Source organism: Paraburkholderia phytofirmans (assembly GCF_046028095.1).
Taxonomy (GTDB): domain Bacteria; phylum Pseudomonadota; class Gammaproteobacteria; order Burkholderiales; family Burkholderiaceae; genus Paraburkholderia; species Paraburkholderia phytofirmans_A.
Genome location: NZ_JAQQDJ010000005.1, coordinates 454,419 through 472,014, shown reverse-complemented (window position 1 = coordinate 472,014; position 17,596 = coordinate 454,419). Strand labels below are relative to the sequence as shown.

23 protein-coding genes and 1 tRNA gene are annotated in these 17,596 nt (G+C 62.6%); 17 read left to right on the top strand and 7 right to left on the bottom strand.

Going from position 1 to position 17,596, the window contains the following annotated elements; translation table 11 throughout:
- The first annotated feature begins 29 nt into the window (after positions 1-29).
- Positions 30-944 carry a TetR/AcrR family transcriptional regulator gene (locus tag PQR54_RS17975; protein WP_408247917.1) on the top strand — a complete coding sequence of 305 codons (915 nt, stop codon included), beginning with the start codon at positions 30-32 and terminating at the stop codon, positions 942-944.
- 46 nt (positions 945-990) lie between these two features.
- Positions 991-2,115, top strand: coding sequence for an enoyl-CoA hydratase/isomerase family protein (locus PQR54_RS17970; RefSeq protein WP_408247915.1), 1,125 nt, complete (start codon positions 991-993; stop codon positions 2,113-2,115).
- A gap of 87 nt (positions 2,116-2,202) precedes the next feature.
- On the opposite strand, the gene PQR54_RS17965 is transcribed toward PQR54_RS17970, so the two are convergent.
- Positions 2,203-2,628, bottom strand: coding sequence for a hypothetical protein (locus tag PQR54_RS17965; RefSeq protein ID WP_106307847.1), 426 nt, complete (start codon positions 2,626-2,628; stop codon positions 2,203-2,205).
- A 504-nt stretch (positions 2,629-3,132) separates the two neighbouring features.
- Here PQR54_RS17965 and ssuD point away from each other — a divergent pair.
- Genes ssuD through PQR54_RS17945 form a run of 4 tightly spaced genes read left to right on the top strand, consistent with a single transcriptional unit; the run spans position 3,133 to position 6,449 of the window.
- Entirely contained in the window at positions 3,133-4,293 is a 1,161-nt protein-coding gene (gene ssuD / locus PQR54_RS17960; protein WP_408247913.1) for an FMNH2-dependent alkanesulfonate monooxygenase, read from the top strand.
- Between the two features lie 51 nt (positions 4,294-4,344).
- Positions 4,345-5,187, top strand: a complete 843-nt coding sequence (ssuC, locus tag PQR54_RS17955) for an aliphatic sulfonate ABC transporter permease SsuC (protein ID WP_408247911.1) — start codon at positions 4,345-4,347, stop codon at positions 5,185-5,187.
- Positions 5,184-6,185 (top strand): ATP-binding cassette domain-containing protein, encoded by a 1,002-nt coding sequence (locus PQR54_RS17950; RefSeq protein WP_408247909.1) that lies wholly within the window; start codon positions 5,184-5,186, stop codon positions 6,183-6,185. Before ssuC ends, PQR54_RS17950 begins: the two co-directional genes overlap by 4 nt.
- 48 nt (positions 6,186-6,233) lie before the next feature.
- On the top strand, positions 6,234-6,449 hold the full coding sequence (locus PQR54_RS17945) for a TOBE domain-containing protein (protein ID WP_012432764.1): 216 nt from the start codon (positions 6,234-6,236) through the stop codon (positions 6,447-6,449).
- A gap of 23 nt (positions 6,450-6,472) precedes the next feature.
- Here the strand turns inward: PQR54_RS17945 and PQR54_RS17940 are convergent, their stop codons facing one another.
- On the bottom strand, positions 6,473-6,766 hold the full coding sequence (locus tag PQR54_RS17940; RefSeq protein WP_408247907.1) for a hypothetical protein: 294 nt from the start codon (positions 6,764-6,766) through the stop codon (positions 6,473-6,475).
- Between the two features lie 152 nt (positions 6,767-6,918).
- Between PQR54_RS17940 and PQR54_RS17935 the strand changes: the two genes are divergently transcribed.
- The 3 genes from PQR54_RS17935 (at position 6,919) to PQR54_RS17925 (ending at position 7,927) form a co-directional block, all read left to right on the top strand.
- Positions 6,919-7,116, top strand: a complete 198-nt coding sequence (locus PQR54_RS17935; protein ID WP_408247905.1) for a hypothetical protein — start codon at positions 6,919-6,921, stop codon at positions 7,114-7,116.
- A 112-nt stretch (positions 7,117-7,228) separates the two neighbouring features.
- The gene (locus PQR54_RS17930; RefSeq protein WP_408247902.1) at positions 7,229-7,501 is read left to right on the top strand and encodes a hypothetical protein; all 273 of its coding nucleotides are present in this window, start codon (positions 7,229-7,231) and stop codon (positions 7,499-7,501) included.
- Positions 7,502-7,558: 57 nt separating this feature from the next.
- Entirely contained in the window at positions 7,559-7,927 is a 369-nt protein-coding gene (locus PQR54_RS17925) for a glyoxalase superfamily protein (protein WP_408247900.1), read from the top strand.
- Positions 7,928-8,075: 148 nt separating this feature from the next.
- Here PQR54_RS17925 and PQR54_RS17920 read toward each other — a convergent pair whose 3' ends face one another.
- On the bottom strand, positions 8,076-8,342 hold the full coding sequence (locus tag PQR54_RS17920; protein WP_091794641.1) for a hypothetical protein: 267 nt from the start codon (positions 8,340-8,342) through the stop codon (positions 8,076-8,078).
- Positions 8,343-8,657: 315 nt separating this feature from the next.
- Between PQR54_RS17920 and PQR54_RS17915 the strand changes: the two genes are divergently transcribed.
- The 4 genes from PQR54_RS17915 to PQR54_RS17900 all read left to right on the top strand — a co-directional run bounded on the left by PQR54_RS17915 (position 8,658) and on the right by PQR54_RS17900 (position 10,503).
- Positions 8,658-8,882, top strand: a complete 225-nt coding sequence (locus PQR54_RS17915; RefSeq protein ID WP_408247897.1) for a hypothetical protein — start codon at positions 8,658-8,660, stop codon at positions 8,880-8,882.
- Positions 8,883-8,974: 92 nt separating this feature from the next.
- A complete protein-coding gene (locus PQR54_RS17910; RefSeq protein WP_408247895.1) occupies positions 8,975-9,220 on the top strand; it encodes a hypothetical protein in 246 nt (81 codons plus the stop codon).
- A 117-nt stretch (positions 9,221-9,337) separates the two neighbouring features.
- Complete coding sequence (gene dusA, locus PQR54_RS17905; protein ID WP_408247894.1) at positions 9,338-10,339, top strand: tRNA dihydrouridine(20/20a) synthase DusA; 1,002 nt, start codon at positions 9,338-9,340, stop codon at positions 10,337-10,339.
- 88 nt (positions 10,340-10,427) lie between these two features.
- A tRNA-His gene (locus tag PQR54_RS17900) sits at positions 10,428-10,503 on the top strand.
- Positions 10,504-10,592: 89 nt separating this feature from the next.
- Here the strand turns inward: PQR54_RS17900 and PQR54_RS17895 are convergent.
- On the bottom strand, positions 10,593-10,961 hold the full coding sequence (locus tag PQR54_RS17895; protein WP_408247892.1) for a hypothetical protein: 369 nt from the start codon (positions 10,959-10,961) through the stop codon (positions 10,593-10,595).
- 349 nt (positions 10,962-11,310) lie between these two features.
- Here PQR54_RS17895 and PQR54_RS17890 point away from each other — a divergent pair, with 349 nt between their 5' ends.
- The 3 genes from PQR54_RS17890 to PQR54_RS17880 all read left to right on the top strand — a co-directional run bounded on the left by PQR54_RS17890 (position 11,311) and on the right by PQR54_RS17880 (position 14,225).
- Positions 11,311-12,912 (top strand): tetratricopeptide repeat-containing sulfotransferase family protein, encoded by a 1,602-nt coding sequence (locus tag PQR54_RS17890; protein WP_408247890.1) that lies wholly within the window; start codon positions 11,311-11,313, stop codon positions 12,910-12,912.
- Positions 12,909-13,448 carry an adenylyl-sulfate kinase gene (gene cysC, locus PQR54_RS17885; protein WP_408247888.1) on the top strand — a complete coding sequence of 180 codons (540 nt, stop codon included), beginning with the start codon at positions 12,909-12,911 and terminating at the stop codon, positions 13,446-13,448. Before PQR54_RS17890 ends, cysC begins: the two co-directional genes overlap by 4 nt.
- Positions 13,449-13,574: 126 nt before the next feature.
- The gene (locus PQR54_RS17880) at positions 13,575-14,225 is read left to right on the top strand and encodes a trimeric intracellular cation channel family protein (protein ID WP_408247886.1); all 651 of its coding nucleotides are present in this window, start codon (positions 13,575-13,577) and stop codon (positions 14,223-14,225) included.
- Positions 14,226-14,292: 67 nt separating this feature from the next.
- On the opposite strand, the gene PQR54_RS17875 is transcribed toward PQR54_RS17880, so the two are convergent.
- Positions 14,293-14,538 (bottom strand): hypothetical protein, encoded by a 246-nt coding sequence (locus tag PQR54_RS17875; RefSeq protein ID WP_408247884.1) that lies wholly within the window; start codon positions 14,536-14,538, stop codon positions 14,293-14,295.
- Positions 14,539-14,744: 206 nt separating this feature from the next.
- Positions 14,745-14,957: a DUF3820 family protein gene (locus PQR54_RS17870; RefSeq protein WP_012432778.1), complete on the bottom strand. Its 213-nt coding sequence runs from the start codon at positions 14,955-14,957 to the stop codon at positions 14,745-14,747.
- Between the two features lie 170 nt (positions 14,958-15,127).
- Here PQR54_RS17870 and PQR54_RS17865 point away from each other — a divergent pair, with 170 nt between their 5' ends.
- Entirely contained in the window at positions 15,128-16,180 is a 1,053-nt protein-coding gene (locus PQR54_RS17865) for an NADP(H)-dependent aldo-keto reductase (protein WP_408247882.1), read from the top strand.
- 131 nt (positions 16,181-16,311) lie between these two features.
- On the opposite strand, the gene PQR54_RS17860 is transcribed toward PQR54_RS17865, so the two are convergent.
- Positions 16,312-17,595, bottom strand: coding sequence for an MFS transporter (locus tag PQR54_RS17860; RefSeq protein ID WP_408247879.1), 1,284 nt, complete (start codon positions 17,593-17,595; stop codon positions 16,312-16,314).
- Position 17,596: the final 1 nt, after the last annotated feature.

The window sequence follows — 17,596 nt, the reverse complement described above, 5'->3', positions numbered from 1 at the left end:
TTCAGTTTGTCAACCCGAGAATGTTCGTCATGGGAATCGCTGAACGAAAGAACCGCCAGAAGCAGGCACTGCGCGAACGCATCCTCGATGCCGCGCGGCGCATCGTGATGCGCGAAGGCTTTGCCGCGTTGTCCATGCGCAAAATCGCCGACGCCATCGAATATTCACCGGCCACGCTTTACCTGCACTTCGCAAGTCGCGACGAGATCGCGCAGGCCCTGTGCGCAGAAGGCTATGCGCAGTTGCTGGAAACGTTCGTGCCGCTCGCGGACATTGCCGATCCGGCCGAGCGGCTCAAGGCGCTTGGCCGGGCGTATGTGGCGTTCGGCGTCGCGCATCCGGAAACGTACCGGCTGATCTTCATGGAAGATCCGAGCTACACGGGCGCGGCGTTGGGCGGCGTGGGGAAGGGTAAGGCGGTGGCGGATCCGGCCAATGCCGGCGCGGCGACGAGCGGCGCGGTACTGAGCGAGGACACTGAGGCCAGCGCGGCTGACGAAGCGAGCAGCGAAACGACCGCTACCGGGGATGACCCCGGAGAAGCCGCGTTGCACATCATGATTTCCGCGCTCGACGAACTCAAAGCGGCGGGGCGTCTGTCGGCGTCGATGGATGTGGCGGTGTGGGCCGAGGCGTTCTGGGCGAACTTGCACGGCATCGTCGCGTTGAATCTGACGTGTCCCGTGTTTCCCACCGCGCCGCTCGATACAGTGGTGGGCGTCGCGCTCGACGCCTGGTTGGGCGCATCGCACGCAGAACAAGCGCCGACGGGCGCCGTGGCCAGCGCCGGCACGCGCAAGAAAAAATCGCCGGAAACGCGTGCAGAATCGGCAGCGCGACCGGACAACGATCTCGCCGCTCAGCCTCTAGCTAAAAAACCGGCGAGAGCCACAGCGAGCGGCGTCACCGCGCCGGCCACCAGACGCAAAACCACGAGCGCGTGATAACGTTCAATTCCACCTCAATTTGCGCGGTTGCGCTTAGCTCTCCATGTCCATTTCCGCCTCGCCCGCCGTCAGCGACGAAGTCGCGACTTACGTAGCCAACCGCATCGGTTTCATCGAACTGGAGAGGCCGAAGGCGCTCAATGCGCTGTCGACCGGCATGATTCGCGCGATGCACGCGGCGCTCGACCAGTGGCGCGAAGATCCGGACGTGCTCGCCGTCGTGGTGCGCAGCCAGCACCCGCGCGCGTTCTGCGCGGGCGGCGACATCCGCTTTCTCTATGAGACGGCGCAGCGCGGCGAGCAGGACGCGCGCGACACGTTTTTCATCGAGGAATACCGGCTCAATCACGCGATCTTCACCTTCCCGAAGCCGTATATCGCGCTGATGAACGGCGTCGTGATGGGCGGCGGCATGGGCATTTCGCAGGGCGCGCATCGCACCGGCGGTCTGCGAGTCGTCACGAATTCCACGAAAATGGCGATGCCAGAAACCCGCATCGGCCTGTTTCCCGATGTCGGCGCGGGCTGGTTTCTGGCCCGCACGCCCGGCGCGATCGGCCGCTATCTGGCGGTGACCGGCGAAACGATCGGCGCGGCCGATGCGCTTTACGCGGGTCTCGCCGACATCTACATCGACGACGCGGCCTTGCCCGCACTGGTCGACACCTTGCGCAGCGAGCGTTTCGAGCGTGGCGCGGACGTGGTGGCGTGCATCGAGCGCGAGGCGCTCGCGCATCAGGTCGTGCCGCAACCGGAGGCCTCGTCGCTGGCGAACGGGCGTGCGTTGATCGATCGTCACTTCGCGTTGCCCGATGTCGCGCGCATTCTTGCCTCGCTCCAAAGCGAGCGCGAGGCCGCCGATTGGGCCGAACAGATGATTGCGGTCTTGCGCGAACGTTCGCCGTTGTCGATGGCGGTGTCGCTGGAAGTGGTGACGCGCGCCGAGGGTTCGATGGCCGACGTGCTGCGTGGCGATCTCGATCTGACGCGCACGAGCTTTCTGCACGGCGACACGATCGAAGGCATTCGCGCGCGCATCATCGACAAGGACAACGCGCCGCGCTGGCGCTTTGCGCGCATCGAGGACGTGCACGCGGCCGACGTCGAGAAGATGTTCGAGAGCCCGTGGCCGGCGAACGAGCATCCGCTGCGGGATTTGCGCGGTTAGATCCGAAGGTTTGAACCCAGGCGGCAAGCTGTGACGCGCGCGCCATAGCGCCGTTGCAAACGACCAGCGGCCAAGCCGCCAGGCCGCTCACTCCTCGTCTTCGCTCGCCATGAAGGCGCGCATGAACACCAGCGCGCCCCAGCCCCACATCGCATTCGCAGCGAATCCCACGGACAGGCGCGGCAGCATGTTGCCGCTCGGCCAGATCCCGCGCAGCGGGTCGATAACGAACACGCTCGCCGCCGTCAACGCAATGCCGCCGAACACGAAAGCCGGCACCCACGGTGCCCGCCGATGCGGCGCGACGCGCAACAGCCACGCCATCAGCACGGCCCAGAACGCGCTCCAGATCGCGTTGGCGATGAACTCAGGCAAGCCGAGCGGTAAAAACGGCGCAGTCGAAAAACCGGTCGGCTCGATCATCCCGGCTGCGTGCAGCAGCGCCAGCGTCGATTCGTGGAAGAACAGGGAAGCCAGAAAACCGGCGACGAACGGCAGGATGAGTTTTTGCATGCATTGCACCGCCAGGATACAGGCGGCGTGGTGCGCATGGCCTGTACCGGATTATTCGGAAAACGTGCGCCATTATATATAGACGTACCCCCTTTCCAGCGTACACACCGCGCAACATCCGTATGCTTTAGCGTCGGGCTAATCACGAAAGTGGAAAACCTAAGCTAAAAAAAATCGTTCAAAAGCCGCAGCCCGATCCATAGACTGTTTCTCCATGCAGACGGCGTTTGCCGCCGTCGCCGTTTAATCGAGCGCATGACGCGCACGTTTGGTCGAGGGAAGCCGTCGCGATGTCCTGCCTGATGCCGATCTTCATCCGCCGCATGGCGCACGCGCGCCGGCCGGTCCGTTGTCGCCGCTAGCGCGCACCGACACCGCATTTTTCCGTCTCTTTGCGCTGCACCGTCCGGCTGTGTGCCGCAGGGATGCGCGCGGCCGGCGTGTGCGCGAACGCTCGACGCACCGTCTTCATTCAATCCAGTTTCGTCCATGCAGGAGCAGCAAATGAATGTGTTCTGGTTCATTCCGACTCACGGCGACAGCCGCTATCTCGGTACGTCCCAAGGCGCACGCGCAGCCGATTACGACTATTTCCAGCAGATCGCCGTCGCCGCCGATACGCTCGGCTACGAGGGCGTGCTGCTGCCGACAGGCCGCTCGTGCGAAGACGCATGGGTCGTCGCGTCGAGCCTGATCGCCGCGACCAAGCGGCTGAAGTTTCTGGTGGCGATTCGCCCGGGCATCTCGTCGCCGGGTCTGGCCGCGCGCATGGCGGCGACTTTCGACCGGTTGTCGAACGGGCGTCTGCTGATCAATGTCGTGACCGGCGGCGATGCGGCGGAGCTGGAAGGCGACGGCGTGTTCGTCGACCACGACACGCGCTATGAAATCACCGACGAATTCCTGCACATCTGGCGCAAGCTCCTCACTGCCGCGCATACCAACGACGCGATCGATTTCGAGGGCAAGCATCTGAGCTCGAAGGGCGGCAAGGCGTTGTATCCGCCCGTGCAGAACCCGCATCCGCCGCTGTGGTTCGGCGGTTCGTCGCCGGCCGCGCACGAGATGGCGGGCGAGCATATCGATACCTATCTGACGTGGGGCGAGCCGCCCGAAGCCGTGGCGAAGAAGATCGCCGACATTCGGGCGCGCGCCGCGGCGCACGGTCGCCAGATCAAGTTCGGGATTCGTCTGCACGTGATCGTGCGCGAGACCGAAGAAGAAGCGTGGGCCGCCGCCGACAAGCTGATCAGCAAGCTCGACGACGAAACCATCTCGCGTGCCCAGGCCTCGTTCTCGAAGATGGACTCCGAAGGCCAGCGCCGCATGGCCGCGTTGCACGGCGGCAAGCGCGGCGGGCGCGCGGAGCTCGAGGTCTATCCGAATCTGTGGGCGGGCGTGGGCCTCGTGCGCGGCGGCGCGGGCACGGCGCTGGTCGGCAATCCGGAGCAGGTGGCGGCGCGCATGAAGGAGTACGCCGATCTCGGCATCGACACCTTCATTCTGTCGGGCTATCCGCATCTGGAAGAGTCGTATCGTTTCGCCGAGCTCGTGTTTCCGCTGCTGCCGAATCGTCGCAACAAGGTGTCGAATGGACCGTTGTCGGGGCCGTTCGGCGAGATCGTCGGCAACAACTATCTGCCGAAGGCGGCGAGTTCGAGCTGAGTCTCGAACCCGGCATGCATGCCCATCGACAAGCAATGAGGAACGAGAAGCATGGCTGAATCCACTGTGAGCGCCGCGCGGCATGAAGGCGCCGAGGCCGGCTCGGGTTTGAACACGTTGCGCCGGATCGGCGCGCATCTCGCGCCGTGGCTCGCGCCGCTCGCGATTCTGCTGGCGTGGGAATTCGCCGCGAGAAGCGGCGTGCTGTCGACGCGCGTGCTCCCTGAACCGCTCGCGGTCGTCAAGGCCGCGTGGTCGCTGATCCAGTCCGGCGAAATGTGGGCGGACGTGAAGGTCAGCACGTGGCGCGCGGTGTCGGGTTTCGCGATCGGCGGCGGCATCGGACTCGTGCTCGGACTCGCGACAGGCTTGTTCAAGCCCGCCGAGATCGCGCTCGACTCGACCGTGCAGATGATCCGCAACATCCCGGCGCTAGCGATGATTCCGCTCGTGATTCTGTGGTTCGGCATCGAGGAGCAGGCGAAGGTGTTCCTCGTCGCGCTGGGCGTGTTTTTCCCGATCTACGTGAACACTTTTCACGGCATCCGCTCGGTGGATGCCAACCTGATCGAGATGGCGCGCAGTTATGGCGTGAAGGGCTTCGCGCTGTACCGGCACGTGGTTCTGCCGGGCGCGTTGCCGTCGATTCTGGTCGGCGTGCGCTTCGCGTTCGGGCTGATGTGGGTCACGCTGATCGTCGCCGAAACCATTTCCGCGCAATCGGGCATCGGCTACATGACCATGAACGCCCGCGAATTCCTGCAAACCGATGTGGTGGTGGTCGGCATTCTGCTCTACGCGGCGCTCGGCAAACTCGCCGACGTACTGGCGAAAAGCCTCGAACGCGTCTCGCTGCGCTGGCATCCGGCTTATCAACGAGGAGCGAAATCATGAACGCAACGACCTTGTCGGCGTCGTTCGGCGGGATTGCCGGCAGCGATCTCGAAGCCGAGTTGGCGCACGATCGTAATGTCGATCATGACGCGCACGAAGCCGCTGGCCTCGAATATGCCGATGCGACGCATCATCATCAACCGCGCGTCGATGCCGGACTATCGGCCGGCGCGCTCGCACGCAACGACGCCCGCCGTGCCGCGGATTATTCGGTGGAATTGCGCGGCGTAGGCAAAAGCTACGGCGAGCGCCAGGTGCTGTCCGATTTTAACCTGTCGATCGAGCGCGGCAGTTTCGTGGCGATCGTCGGCCGCAGCGGCTGCGGGAAATCGACCTTGCTGCGGCTCGTCGCCGGGCTGGAAAAGACGACCTCGGGTGTGCTCGAAAAGCGCACCGAAGACGGCGGCCCGATCGACACCCGCATCATGTTTCAGGATGCGCGCCTGCTGCCCTGGAAGAGTGTGCTGCAAAACGTGATGCTCGGCCTCGGCCGCAGCGCGCGTGAGGACGCACGCGCCGTGCTCGCCGAAGTCGGCTTGCTGGAACGCGCCAACGACTGGCCCGCGCAGCTTTCCGGTGGTCAGCGTCAGCGGGTGGCGCTGGCGCGGGCGCTCGTGCATCGGCCGCAATTGCTGTTGCTCGACGAACCGCTCGGCGCGCTCGACGCGTTGACGCGCATCGAAATGCACGCGCTGATCGAGCGCCTGTGGCGCGAACATCAATTCACCGCGCTGCTGGTCACGCACGACGTGCATGAAGCCGTGGCGCTCGGCGACCGGATTCTGCTGATCGAGGAAGGGCGCATCGCGCTCGATCAGCCGGTGCCGCTTGCCCGTCCACGGGCGCGCGCATCAGCCGGTTTCGCCGCGCTCGAAGAACATGTGTTGCAACGCGTACTGAAGACGGCGCCGAACGACGACGCGCTGTCCCATCACGCGTACGACGCACGTGACGAAGGCCGCCTCAGGCGGCCGACAGAGGTTCGCTGGGCCGTTTGACATTGCTTGACTGACTGTTTCTAAATCGCTTTTCTGGAGTCACTCGATATGGGCATTTCCGCAATCAACGTACGCAATCAGTTCAAAGGCAAGGTCAAGGAAATCATCCGCGGACCGGTCGTGTCCGAAGTCGATGTGGATACGCCGTTCGGTATCGTCACCTCGGTGATCACCACGCGCTCCATCGACGAACTCGAGCTGACGGTCGGCTCGGAAGTGATCGCGCTGGTGAAGTCGACGGAGGTATCGATCGCGCGCCTGTGAGGTTCGCGCAACTCGGGCTTGCGCTATTTCGCGTTGGCGCCGCTGGCCGGCGGCGCGTGCATCATCTTGTCGTTGGTGGGCTTGCTCGGGCGCTTGATCGGCATGTTGTCAGGATTGCTCGAGCCGCCTGAGCCGGAGGCGCCCTCGGGCGGCCTGGCTATCGACGAGCTGTCGTTTTGCGGCGCTGTCTGCGCAGGGTTTTGCTGCGTTTGTGCCGGTTTCGCCGTCTGTGCGAATGCCGTCATGGTGCCGTTTATGCCGAGACCTGTCGCCAGCGCGACGCCGGTTATCAACACCGCCCATCTGCTTCGCTTCATATCCGTCCTCCCTGGTGGCGATACCGCCTTGCGGTTTCGGCGCCGTGCGCTGGTGGAATCATGTTTTCCACGCATTTCGCGTGCCGCGACGCGCGCCTGCATACGTCCCCGAAACTTGCTAGGATGAATTGAGCATGCAGACGGAGACGGCCATGTCAAAGTCATTGAGTCCCGAAGCGGTGGAAGCCTTACGGCGTCTGAACGACGTCGGTGTCGGACAGGATGCGCCGAAGCTGGCGCAGTCCGTGACAGCCGAACTGCTGGCCGGCGGCCTGGTTGCCGAGGCGGGCGGCGGCGACGTCGAAATCACCTGCAACGGCCGGCAATATCTTTCTGGCGATTGCGATTGATCGTCAGCGCGAGGTCGGCCTGACGTTCGGGCCGAATCGATCCGCGAGCCGTCGAGCGTGCTCGCCGGACAAGTCTGGCCGTCACATTGGCGGCGACACCATGGAGGCGAAGATGGAGCCGAAGGGTCTCGACATGGGGGACTACCAGGAGCGCTATCGGGACTACGATATCGAGGTCGCCGTCGAGCAGGTGCTGACGGGCGTCAAAGCGCATTTTCGGGTGTTGCGGGGCGATGCGGTGATGATCGACTGGCGGCTCGTGCATATCGACACTTTATGGTGCACGGAGCATGCCGCGGCCGAAGCGGGCTTCCGCGCGGCGCGCGAAGTGATCGACGCGGGTGGTCTTGCCGCCTCGCCGCATGTACCTTCCGCACCTGGATGAAATTGCGCACGCCTTCGATTAAGCTGGCTGTCCCGCCATGACTAGCCGGAGACCACTGTGCATCTCGCGCGTGCCATCCCGATCATCCGTATCTTCTCCGAGGAAAAAGCCCGCGAGTTCTACGTGGACTTTCTCGGCTTCACTGTCGAATGGGAGCACCGGTTCGACGAAAATTTCCCGCTCTATGCGCAGGTGCGGCGCTCCGATCTGATCCTGCACTTGAGCGAGCATCACGGCGACGCCACGCCGGGCTCGACGATTTTCGTGCCGATGCACGACATCGACGCGCTACATGCCGAACTTCAGCGCAAAGACTACAAATACGGGAAGCCGGGCGTCGAAACGTTGCCGTGGGGAAGGGTGCTGGAGACGGTCGATCCATTCGGCAACCGGATCCGGTTTTGCGAATCGCCGAAGGGCGAATAGGCGGGTGATCGGTCGCCGCGCGGTGAATTGAGCGTCCCGATGCGGCTGCAAAGGCGCGTAAACGCAACTGGGCGCCGGCATCATACTGCATGCGCGGCGCCCAGTTTACCGGTTGCCCTCGTGAGGCAGCCGGTTCAACGGCAACTGCTTAGTGGCCGAAGAAAACCGATTGCGGGCCCGAAACCGGCTCTTTGGCACCCGATTGCGACGACACGTTGTTCACGCCGCCGTAAGCATTCGATTCAGCGTTGGCACGTTCAGCTGCCACGGTTTGTGCGTTCTGGCCTTGTTGCGAAGCCGGTGCGCCGACCGACGGACGGTAGAACGGTGCCGGACCATAGCCGCTTGCAAAAGCGGGAGCAGCGATCGAGGCAGAAACAGCAACCAGCAGGGCGGCGATGAGCTTGGTCTTCATGGTGTGACTCCGATAACGTTTCGACTTCAGTTCAGGAAGGCGTCGCAGGGGGCCGGTGAGGTGTGTCTGCAACGTCGATGGAAGGCAGTGTATACCCCTACTATCGAAAATTTGTGCCGATAATCCGAAATTACTGTTCTTGAATCTGAAATAATCGGCTGAGGGTAGGCGGGGCAAGCGTCAGCGGTGGTCCGACCCCGCGCGCCATGCGGTTTGGGGCGTTAAAGACCCGCGTCGCGGTGCGGGTTAATCGCGATGGATAGCGTGGCGCGAATCGAACTTCGGTTTGAATTCGTCACCTTGGAGAGCACTTCGATGGACCTGTGGATTCAACCGTGCGCGGATTGCTTCGAGCTTTCTGGTTTGCCGTCTGCGCATCGTCCGCATGACAACCTGACCTTGAATAGTCGTGGAGCGGTGAAGGACGAGCGGGTGGAGGAGCATTACACGTGCGTGCGTTGTAGAGCGGCGTTCGCGCGCGTCCTTGCCGGCGAGCCTCGAAAGCAGATATGGATGTTGCTGAACGCAGGGCAGCACTGATATGGCCAGACCGTTCTGCGAGGGGCCGCCGTTTCACATGCCCTCGTGAACCTGGCTGTAAAGTTTTCGGCGCGGCTGCCGAAAACGTGAGCATGAAATATTTCTTCGACTCCAGGCTCGCCGATCGATACGGCTATGGGATGGCCGTGTATATCGCCGCCGAGACCTCCGATCTGCAGCGCGCCATCGATTTAACAAACGCACGACGCCTGCGCGGCGGCCGACGCCTGCTCGAAGACGCGCGAATCGAGGACGTGCTTTCGGCCATGCTCAATACCGGGTTGTTGAAAGCTAGAACGGATGAGGGCGGAACAAACGTTTCGGGGGCGACTCGCTGAGGCTCGACGTTTAGATATCAAATAAATGAAGCGCGCGCGACGACTATCGCCCCCGGGCCGGCGATTTCACGCCTTGCGGTAAAATCGGTGTTTTGAATCAAGCCGTCTGGCCGCCCCATGTCTTCACCTCACACTCCCAGTCCGCGCCGCGTATCGGTCGCACCGATGATGGACTGGACCGATCGTCATTGCCGTTCCCTGCATCGCGTGATCTCTCGCCATACGTGGCTTTACACGGAAATGGTGACGACCGGCGCGCTGCTGCACGGCGATGTGCCGCGCCATCTCGCATTCACGCCCGAAGAAGCGCCGGTCGCTCTGCAACTCGGCGGCAGCGAACCCGACGACCTCGCGCGTTCGGCGAAGCTGGGCGAGCAATGGGGCTACGACGAAATCAATCTGAACTGCGGCTGCCCGTCCGAGCGCGTGCAACGCGGCGCATTCGGTGCGTGCCTGATGAACGAGCCGCAACTCGTCGCCGACTGCGTGAAGGCCATGCGCGACGCGGTGTCGGTGCCGGTGACCGTGAAGCACCGCATCGGCGTGGATGCCGTGGAAGAGTATGGGTTCGTGCGCGATTTCGTCGGCACGATTGCGGACGCCGGTTGCAACGTGTTTATCGTTCACGCGCGCAACGCGATTCTCAAGGGCTTGAGCCCGAAGGAAAATCGCGAGATTCCGCCGCTCAAATACGAGTACGCGTATCAGTTGAAACGCGACTTTCCGCAACTGGAGATCATCATCAACGGCGGCATCAAGACGCTCGATGAAGTCGAGACGCATCTTCAACACGTCGACGGTGTGATGCTCGGGCGCGAGGCTTATCACAATCCGTATGTGCTGGCCGATGTCGATGCACGCTTTTATGGTTCGACGCAAACGCCGCTCACGCGCGAGCAGGTCGAGGCGAAGCTGATCGAGTATTGCGCCGCTGAGATGGCGCGTGGCACGTATCTCGGCGCCATCACGCGCCATGCGCTCGGCCTCTATCGTGGCGAAGCGGGGGCGCGTGGATGGCGACGCGTGTTGTCTGATAGCAAGCGCCTCGCCGCGCGCGATCTGACCATCTTCGACGAGGCAAGACAGCATCTGCGCGAGCCTATCGAAATTTTTGAATAAAGGACTAGGCAAACGGGATTCTTGTTCGTATAATCTCGTTTCTTCATCGACGAGCCAAGTTTTACGGCAAGTCAAGCAGATGTCAGTGGTGGCTGTAGCTCAGTTGGTAGAGTCCAGGATTGTGATTCCTGTTGTCGTGGGTTCGAGCCCCATCAGCCACCCCAAAGAATTCATGCAGTAAAAGTTTTACGAACGGCGTTGTGAGAAATCACAGCGCCGTTTTTGTTTTGGATTGTGGAGTTGGTTTTCGATTTCAACGCCCACGTCCCCCATGGCCGCCACCGCCGCTGCTCCACGAACTTCCCCCGCCGCTAGCGCTGCTGCCGCCGTGAGATCCGCCGTACCCACCGCCATGCCAGCCACCGCCACCGCCGTGCCATCCGTTCCCGCCGTGCCACCCATGGCCGCCATGCCCATACCCGCCGCGATAACAGCAGGATCCACCCCAGCCGCCATAGATGCCGACGCTGCCATAAACCGGCGCATACGGTGGTCCGTACGCATAGCCGTAGTCGGGGTAATAAGGTTGCGCGTAGCCATAGTCGTATCCCGGTGCGACCGCGCATCCGGTCAGACTGGCCGTCACCGCCAACAGCGCCATCGATGCAATGAGCCTGCTCACGATTTTCTCCTTCGTATGTGATTGAGAAAAACCGCACGCTCAGGAGTTCAGCGGCATTTGTGTCCGCAAATTACGGTTTGCGCATGCTATGGCGGATCCATCGAACAAGCATGGCGAGCGAACGCAATGACAGTCAGGCACGGCGACAAGCTTTCCAGAACTTACTCATACACGGTGCTGTAACAGTTAGTTAAATTTTCGAAACGAAACTGTAGGGCGCGGCTGTTAAGTTCGCTTCAGACAATTAGCTTCGACTCCCGACCGCGCCGCTCGCCGGGCCGGATGAAAAGATCGCACTCGCTCACAGTCAGGACCGCTCGATGCGAAGCCTGCAAATAACCAGCCGTCAATGAAGCAAGATCCACAGCCGGCCAACGCATCGGAATGGCGCGCCGAAGGCGACGCCTGCGCCGCGCGCGGCGAACTCGACGCCGCGCTCGAACGTTACGAATCCGCCCGCGCGCTCGATCCCACCGATGCGCTCGTCCAGCAGCGCCTCGCGGCCACGCTCGCCGCGCTGAACCGGTTTCCCGAAGCCGTCGTCCGCTATCACGAAGCGATCGCGCTCGATCCGCGCGACACGGATTCGCATCACGGCCTCGGCTGGACGCTCGAGCAGATGCATCGGCTCGAACAGGCGGTGGACGCCTATCGCGAGGCGACGCGCGTGAATCCGCAAGCCGACGGCTCGCACAACAACATGGGCAACTGCCTGCAGGCACTTGGCCGTTTCGGCGAAGCGCACGAAGCGTATCGCCGCGCAATCGAAGCCGCGCCGCAAGTGCCGCTGTACTACCGCAACTTCGTGCAGTCCAAGCGCCTCGCCGCCGACGATCCCGTGTTCCTCGCGATGGAGCGTCTCGTCGGCTATGCCGCTTCGCTCACGCCGGCCAATCAGGCGGAGCTTCACTTCGCGTACGGCCAGGCGCTGTCCGACGTGGGCCGCAACGACGCATCGTTCGATCACTTTCTGAAGGGCAATGCGCTGCACCGCGCCGGCGTGCGTTACAACGAAGCGGAAACGCTCGGTCTGTTCGCGCATCTGCCCGAACTGATGACTGCCGATCTGCTGGCGGCGAAGCGCGGTCTCGGCGACGCATCGCAGGCGCCGATTTTTATCGTCGGCATGCCGCGCTCGGGTTCGACCTTGATCGAACAGATTCTCGCGAGCCACCCGCAAGTGTTCGGCGCGGGCGAGCGCACGGAATTCGGCGAGGCGCTGGTGAACTGCATCCGCCGCGATCAGGGTGATCCGTTGCGGATCGATATCGAAGCATTGGAAGACGTGGGCGCCGCGCCATTGCGCGCGCTCGGCGCGGACTATCTGCGTCGCATGCGCAATGCGTTGCCGGAACTGCAGAGCCTGGCGCAAAACGACGAACGCAATCCGGCCGCGCACTACACGAACTACACGCACTTCACCGACAAGTATCCGTTCAACTTCATCAACCTCGGGCTGATCCATCTCGCGTTGCCGAATGCCCGCTTCATTCACAGCAGCCGCGCACCTTTGCCAACCTGCCTGTCGATTTTTTCGCGGATCTTTCACGACGTGCCGTTCAGCTATGATCTCGGCGAGCTGGGCCGCTACTATCGCGCGTACGACGCGTTGATGGCGCACTGGCAACGCGTGCTCCCCGAAGGTGTGATGATCGAGGTCAAGTATGAAGAACTGGTCGACGATTTCGAAGCCAATGTGCGCCGCCTGCTCGCACATTGCGGGCTCGGCTGGGACGAACGCTGTCTGTCGTTTTATCAGACCGCGCGTCAGGTGAATACGGCCAGTTCCGCGCAGGTGCGCCGTCCGCTTTATAAGACGTCGCTGCAACGCTGGCAGCCGCGGCAAGCGTTGCTGCAACCGCTGCTCGACGGCTTGGGTCCGGAGTTGGCGCCGGCGCATCGACACGAGACTGACGAGGTCGCGGCACGCGGCGCGGAGCATCGCTCATGAGCGCGTCGCGCGGCGCCGTGATCTGGATGACGGGGCTTTCCGGCGCCGGCAAATCGACGCTCGCCAACGCTTTGCATCAGCGTCTGAAGGAAGCGGGGCACGCGGCGATCGTGCTCGATGGCGATGTGCTGCGGCGCGGACTGAACGCCGATCTCGGCTTCACGTCCGAAGACCGTACCGAGAACTTGCGGCGGGTCGCGCACGTCGCGGCGCTGTTCATGCAGCAAGGCTTCGTTGTGATTGCCGCGGTGATTTCTCCGGAGCATCGGCATCGGCGCTCGGCGCGTGAAATCGTCGGCGACGGTTTCGTCGAAGTGTTCGTGAATGCTCCGCTGAACGTCTGCGAAGCTCGCGATGCGAAAGGGCTTTACGCTCGCGCGCGGCGTGGCGAGATCCCGCATTTCACCGGTATTTCCGGACCTTTCGAAGCGCCGCTCGCGTCGGATGTCGTGATCGAGAGCGACCGGATGCCGGTCGACGAGTCAGTCGATCGCCTGTTCGCGCATCTGGTCGCGACGGGGCGTCTAGGCGGTTAGCGCGCTTCGTCCTGAAGCGCGGCGAGCCACGCGCGGCGCCTAACCGCATACGCAGATTTTTCACCCGGCCCGCGGCGTTTCGCTATACCGTTTTGATTTCTCGGGGACAGAAGGGGTGTAGCGCCGATGCCGACATTGTCGATACGAAAAATCAGGCTGAAGGTCGAAACATTGGTGCTGGCAGCGGACCTGGCGGGCACGGTGGTATTCGCGGTCGAGGGTGCGCTCAGCGCGATCCGCGGCGGTCTCGACCTGTTGGGCGTGATGGTGATTTCGTTTGTCGCGGCGCTCGGTGGCGGCGTGATTCGCGATCTGCTGATCGGCGATTCGCCGCCGAACGCGATCCGCGACTGGCGCTATCCGGCGCTCACTTTCATCACCGGTTTGCTCACCTTTATTTTCCATTCGACGGCGCAGCAGTTTCCCGTCGCGCTCGTCACCGTGCTTGACGCGGCCGGCCTTGCGCTGTTTGCCGTGGCGGGCGTGGAAAAAGCGCTGCTGTTCGGCATCCGTCCGTTTATCGCGATGTTGATGGGCACCGTCACGGGCGTGGGCGGCGGCGTGATCCGCGATGTGCTGCTGGCTCGCGTGCCGCTCGTGCTGCATGCCGACATCTATGCAACGGCCGCGTTCGCGGGGGCGTTCATCGTGGTGGTGGCGCGTCGTGCCGGCTTGCCGCCTGGCGCGGCAGCGTTGGTAGGCGGTTCGGCGTGCTTCGTCTTGCGCGTGCTCGCCGTGACTTACGGCTGGCATCTGCCGAAGGTGTCGCCGGTTTGAGCGATGCGCGATCAGCGTCGAGCGCAAGCACGCGCTCCTGCGCGGCGCGCTTCGAAGCCGCTTCGCGCTACCGCAACAACCCCGCCGAATGATGCAAAGCCGGGTACACGCCGATGATGAACGCCGCATAGATCGCAGCCATCGTCACGCCGGCAGCGGTGCCCCAGATATCGCGCGATGCGGCGCCCTGGCGGAAATGCACAGGCAGTCCGACGACGAAGTAGCCGATCAGGAAGAAGAGAATCACCGCCCTCACGGGCGAGAGGTCGTGGCCGATAAATTCGAGCAGCGCGGACAAGCTGAATTCAGACATGGACAGACAGGCGAGATGACATGCGGACGATGGCGCGAATCATGGAGTTCGCACGAAGACCTACGTGGATTAAAGTCCATTCAGCGGCCAAGGTACAAGCAAAAGACTGTATAAATTTGTACAGCCTGACATTGCTTGCACAATGCCTACAGGGCAACTTTCATCCATGCTTCACGGCGCTTCACACTGCTTTCACCGCGAAGCGATCAGCGCTTGCGCAAAGGCTCGAGCAGCGACTTCAAACCGTTGTGATCGATCTCGTGCATTAGCGCCAGCAGCCGGCCGATTTCGCCGGGCGGAAAGCCCTGGCTAGCAAACCAGTTTAGATAATGACCGGGCAGGTCCGCAATCACGCGGCCTTTATATTTCCCGTAAGGCATGATGCGCGTGACCAGCAGTTCGAGGTGTTCGGGATTCATGGCAGACAGGTCGGCGCAGGGAAGCCGCAGCGAAATATTTCGCGCGGAAGAAGACAGGGGACGCGTGCTGGAACCGTATTTTAGCGCGCCAAGCAGAGGTCGAGCGGACATGGTAACGTCAGCGCTTTTCGTTCAACCAATCCGTTCAACCAATCAACAGGACAAGTTCAATGGAATACCGCAGACTCGGCGACTCCGATGTGCAGGTTAGCCTGATCGGTCTCGGCACCATGACGTGGGGCGAGCAGAACACGGAACAGGAAGCGCACGCGCAGATCGACTACGCACTCGATCATGGTGTCAATCTGATCGACACCGCTGAAATGTACCCGGTGCCGCCGCGTGCCGAGACGCAAGGTTCGACGGAGCGCTACATCGGCACATGGCTCGCGCAGCATCGCAGCGCGCGCGAGAAAATCGTGCTTGCCACCAAGATTGCCGGCCCGGCGCGTCAACCGCACAACCCGACTCATATTCGTGGCAAAGGCAACCAGTTCGACCGCAAGAATCTGACCGAAGCGCTCGACGACAGCCTGAAGCGCCTGCAAACGGACTACGTCGATCTGTATCAGTTGCACTGGCCGGATCGCAGCACGATGACGTTCGGGCGCCCGGCGTACCCGTGGGTCGACGACGCCTATACGGTACCGATCCAAGAAACGCTGTCGGTGCTCGCTGAATTCGTCAAGGCGGGGAAGGTGCGTCACATCGGCGTGTCGAATGAAACGCCGTGGGGCGTCGCGCAGTTTCTGCGCGCGGCCGAAAAGCTTGGCTTGCCGCGCATCGTCAGCATTCAGAATCCGTACAGCCTCGTGAATCGCACTTACGAGGCGGGGCTGTCCGAATACGCGCATCGTGACAACATCGGCTTGCTGGCTTATTCGCCGCTGGCCTTCGGCTGGCTGACGGGCAAGTATGAAGGCGGCGCGCGTCCGGCCGGCGCCCGCATTTCGCTGTTCGAGCGTTTTCAGCGTTACAGCAAGCCGCAAGCCGTGCAGGCGATTACGCGTTACGTCGAATTGGCGAAGCGTCACGGCTTGTCGCCGGCGCAATTCGCGCTCGCGTTCGTCAATAGCCGGCCGTTCGTGACCAGCAATCTGATCGGCGCGACTTCGCTCGATCAGTTGAAGGAAAACATCGCCAGCGTCGAGGTGAAACTCTCGCCGGAGGTGCTCGCGGAAATCGATAAGCTGCACGAGTTGCAGCCGAATCCGGCGCCTTGATGCGTGAGTGTTGAATGCATGGCTCGAGTGCGGCTCGAGTCATGCGGCAATTCGATTTCCCCGGCTGCGTGGCCGGGCGTTCGCGAGGTGGTGAGGGTTCGCCTCGGCAACTCTTCCGCCTCGAGTATCTGTCAGCGAATTTTCAACTTCCCGCGCACGGCATAAAGCGCGAGCAAACTCGCCACCGCGCAGAACATCAGATAAAAACCCGGCGCGAGCTTATTACCGCTTGCATCGATCAGCCACGTGATCACGAACGGCGCAAAACCGCCGAACACCGTCACGCCGATGTTGTAGCTCACCGCTAATCCGGTCGCACGCGTCTGCGTCGGGAAAATCTCCGACATCAACGCGGGCAGCGCGCCGAAATACGTCGCCTTCAATACGCCGATCCAGATCAGCGCGAGCAGCATCGTCACGAACGAGGGATGCGCGTTCATATACACAAAAGCCGGATACACCGTCACCAGCATCAGCACGGCGGCCGTCGCCATGATGCGGATGCGTCCGAGGCTGTCGGACAGATGACCCGCGAACGGCGTCAGCACCGTGAGCACCACGCCGGTGGCGAGCGTCGCCGCGAAGCCGGTCGACGCGGGCAGGTGCAGTTGCTTGATCGCGTAAGTCGGCATGTACAGGATCATGTAATTGGCCGCCGTCGAAATGATCAGCGAGCCGACCGCCAGCAGCATGCGGACCTTCTGCGTGCCGAACAGATCGCGCAGCGGCGTGCGGGCTTTCGGCTCGGCGTTGAACTCGGCGCCTTCATCCACGTAACGGCGGATGTAGAAACCCACCGGGCCGATCGCGAGGCCGAACAGAAACGGCACGCGCCATCCCCATGATTCGAGTTGCGCGCTCGTGAGCTGGCTCGTCAGCAGCGCGCCGAAACCGGAGGCGAGCAGCGTCGCCATGCCTTGGCTCGCGAACTGCCAGCTACCCATGAAGCCACGGCGCTCGGGCGCATGTTCGACCAGAAACGCAGTGGACGCACCGAACTCTCCGCCCGCCGAAAAACCTTGTACGAGACGCGACAGCATGATGCCAGCCGGCGCCCACAGGCCGATCGCCGCATACGGCGGCATCACGGCGATCGTCAGGGTCCCGATCATCATCAGCGCGATCGAGAGAAGCAGCGACGCCTTGCGTCCGGCGCGGTCCGCGAGTGAACCGAGCACGAGTCCGCCGAGCGGCCGGATCATGTACGAGATGCCGAAGGTGCCGAGCGTGAGCATCAGCGAAATCGCTTCGGTGCGCGCCGGAAAGAACAGCTTCGCGATGGTCACCGCGAAGAAACCGTAGACGACGAGGTCGAACCATTCGAGCGCGTTGCCGATCGACGCCGCGAGAATGATGCGATGGACCTTCGCGGCGGACGGCCGCGCGGCGCTGGCTTGCAGAGTGGACGTGCTCATC

Excerpts from the sequence above, each read along its gene's own strand:
- PQR54_RS17890 (WP_408247890.1), top strand. The coding sequence starts at position 11,311 with ATGAAGCAAGATCCACAGCCGGCCAACGCATCGGAATGGCGCGCCGAA.
- PQR54_RS17965 (WP_106307847.1), bottom strand. The coding sequence starts at position 2,628 with ATGCAAAAACTCATCCTGCCGTTCGTCGCCGGTTTTCTGGCTTCCCTG.
- PQR54_RS17880 (WP_408247886.1), top strand. The coding sequence starts at position 13,575 with ATGCCGACATTGTCGATACGAAAAATCAGGCTGAAGGTCGAAACATTG.
- ssuC (WP_408247911.1), top strand. The coding sequence starts at position 4,345 with ATGGCTGAATCCACTGTGAGCGCCGCGCGGCATGAAGGCGCCGAGGCC.
- PQR54_RS17935 (WP_408247905.1), top strand. The coding sequence starts at position 6,919 with ATGTCAAAGTCATTGAGTCCCGAAGCGGTGGAAGCCTTACGGCGTCTG.
- PQR54_RS17945 (WP_012432764.1), top strand. The coding sequence starts at position 6,234 with ATGGGCATTTCCGCAATCAACGTACGCAATCAGTTCAAAGGCAAGGTC.
- PQR54_RS17865 (WP_408247882.1), top strand. The coding sequence starts at position 15,128 with ATGGAATACCGCAGACTCGGCGACTCCGATGTGCAGGTTAGCCTGATC.
- cysC (WP_408247888.1), top strand. The coding sequence starts at position 12,909 with ATGAGCGCGTCGCGCGGCGCCGTGATCTGGATGACGGGGCTTTCCGGC.
- PQR54_RS17940 (WP_408247907.1), bottom strand. The coding sequence starts at position 6,766 with ATGAAGCGAAGCAGATGGGCGGTGTTGATAACCGGCGTCGCGCTGGCG.
- PQR54_RS17920 (WP_091794641.1), bottom strand. The coding sequence starts at position 8,342 with ATGAAGACCAAGCTCATCGCCGCCCTGCTGGTTGCTGTTTCTGCCTCG.
- PQR54_RS17910 (WP_408247895.1), top strand. The coding sequence starts at position 8,975 with ATGAAATATTTCTTCGACTCCAGGCTCGCCGATCGATACGGCTATGGG.
- PQR54_RS17875 (WP_408247884.1), bottom strand. The coding sequence starts at position 14,538 with ATGTCTGAATTCAGCTTGTCCGCGCTGCTCGAATTTATCGGCCACGAC.
- PQR54_RS17975 (WP_408247917.1), top strand. The coding sequence starts at position 30 with ATGGGAATCGCTGAACGAAAGAACCGCCAGAAGCAGGCACTGCGCGAA.
- PQR54_RS17860 (WP_408247879.1), bottom strand. The coding sequence starts at position 17,595 with ATGAGCACGTCCACTCTGCAAGCCAGCGCCGCGCGGCCGTCCGCCGCG.
- PQR54_RS17970 (WP_408247915.1), top strand. The coding sequence starts at position 991 with ATGTCCATTTCCGCCTCGCCCGCCGTCAGCGACGAAGTCGCGACTTAC.
- PQR54_RS17870 (WP_012432778.1), bottom strand. The coding sequence starts at position 14,957 with ATGAATCCCGAACACCTCGAACTGCTGGTCACGCGCATCATGCCTTAC.
- PQR54_RS17930 (WP_408247902.1), top strand. The coding sequence starts at position 7,229 with ATGGAGCCGAAGGGTCTCGACATGGGGGACTACCAGGAGCGCTATCGG.
- ssuD (WP_408247913.1), top strand. The coding sequence starts at position 3,133 with ATGAATGTGTTCTGGTTCATTCCGACTCACGGCGACAGCCGCTATCTC.
- dusA (WP_408247894.1), top strand. The coding sequence starts at position 9,338 with ATGTCTTCACCTCACACTCCCAGTCCGCGCCGCGTATCGGTCGCACCG.
- PQR54_RS17950 (WP_408247909.1), top strand. The coding sequence starts at position 5,184 with ATGAACGCAACGACCTTGTCGGCGTCGTTCGGCGGGATTGCCGGCAGC.
- PQR54_RS17915 (WP_408247897.1), top strand. The coding sequence starts at position 8,658 with ATGGACCTGTGGATTCAACCGTGCGCGGATTGCTTCGAGCTTTCTGGT.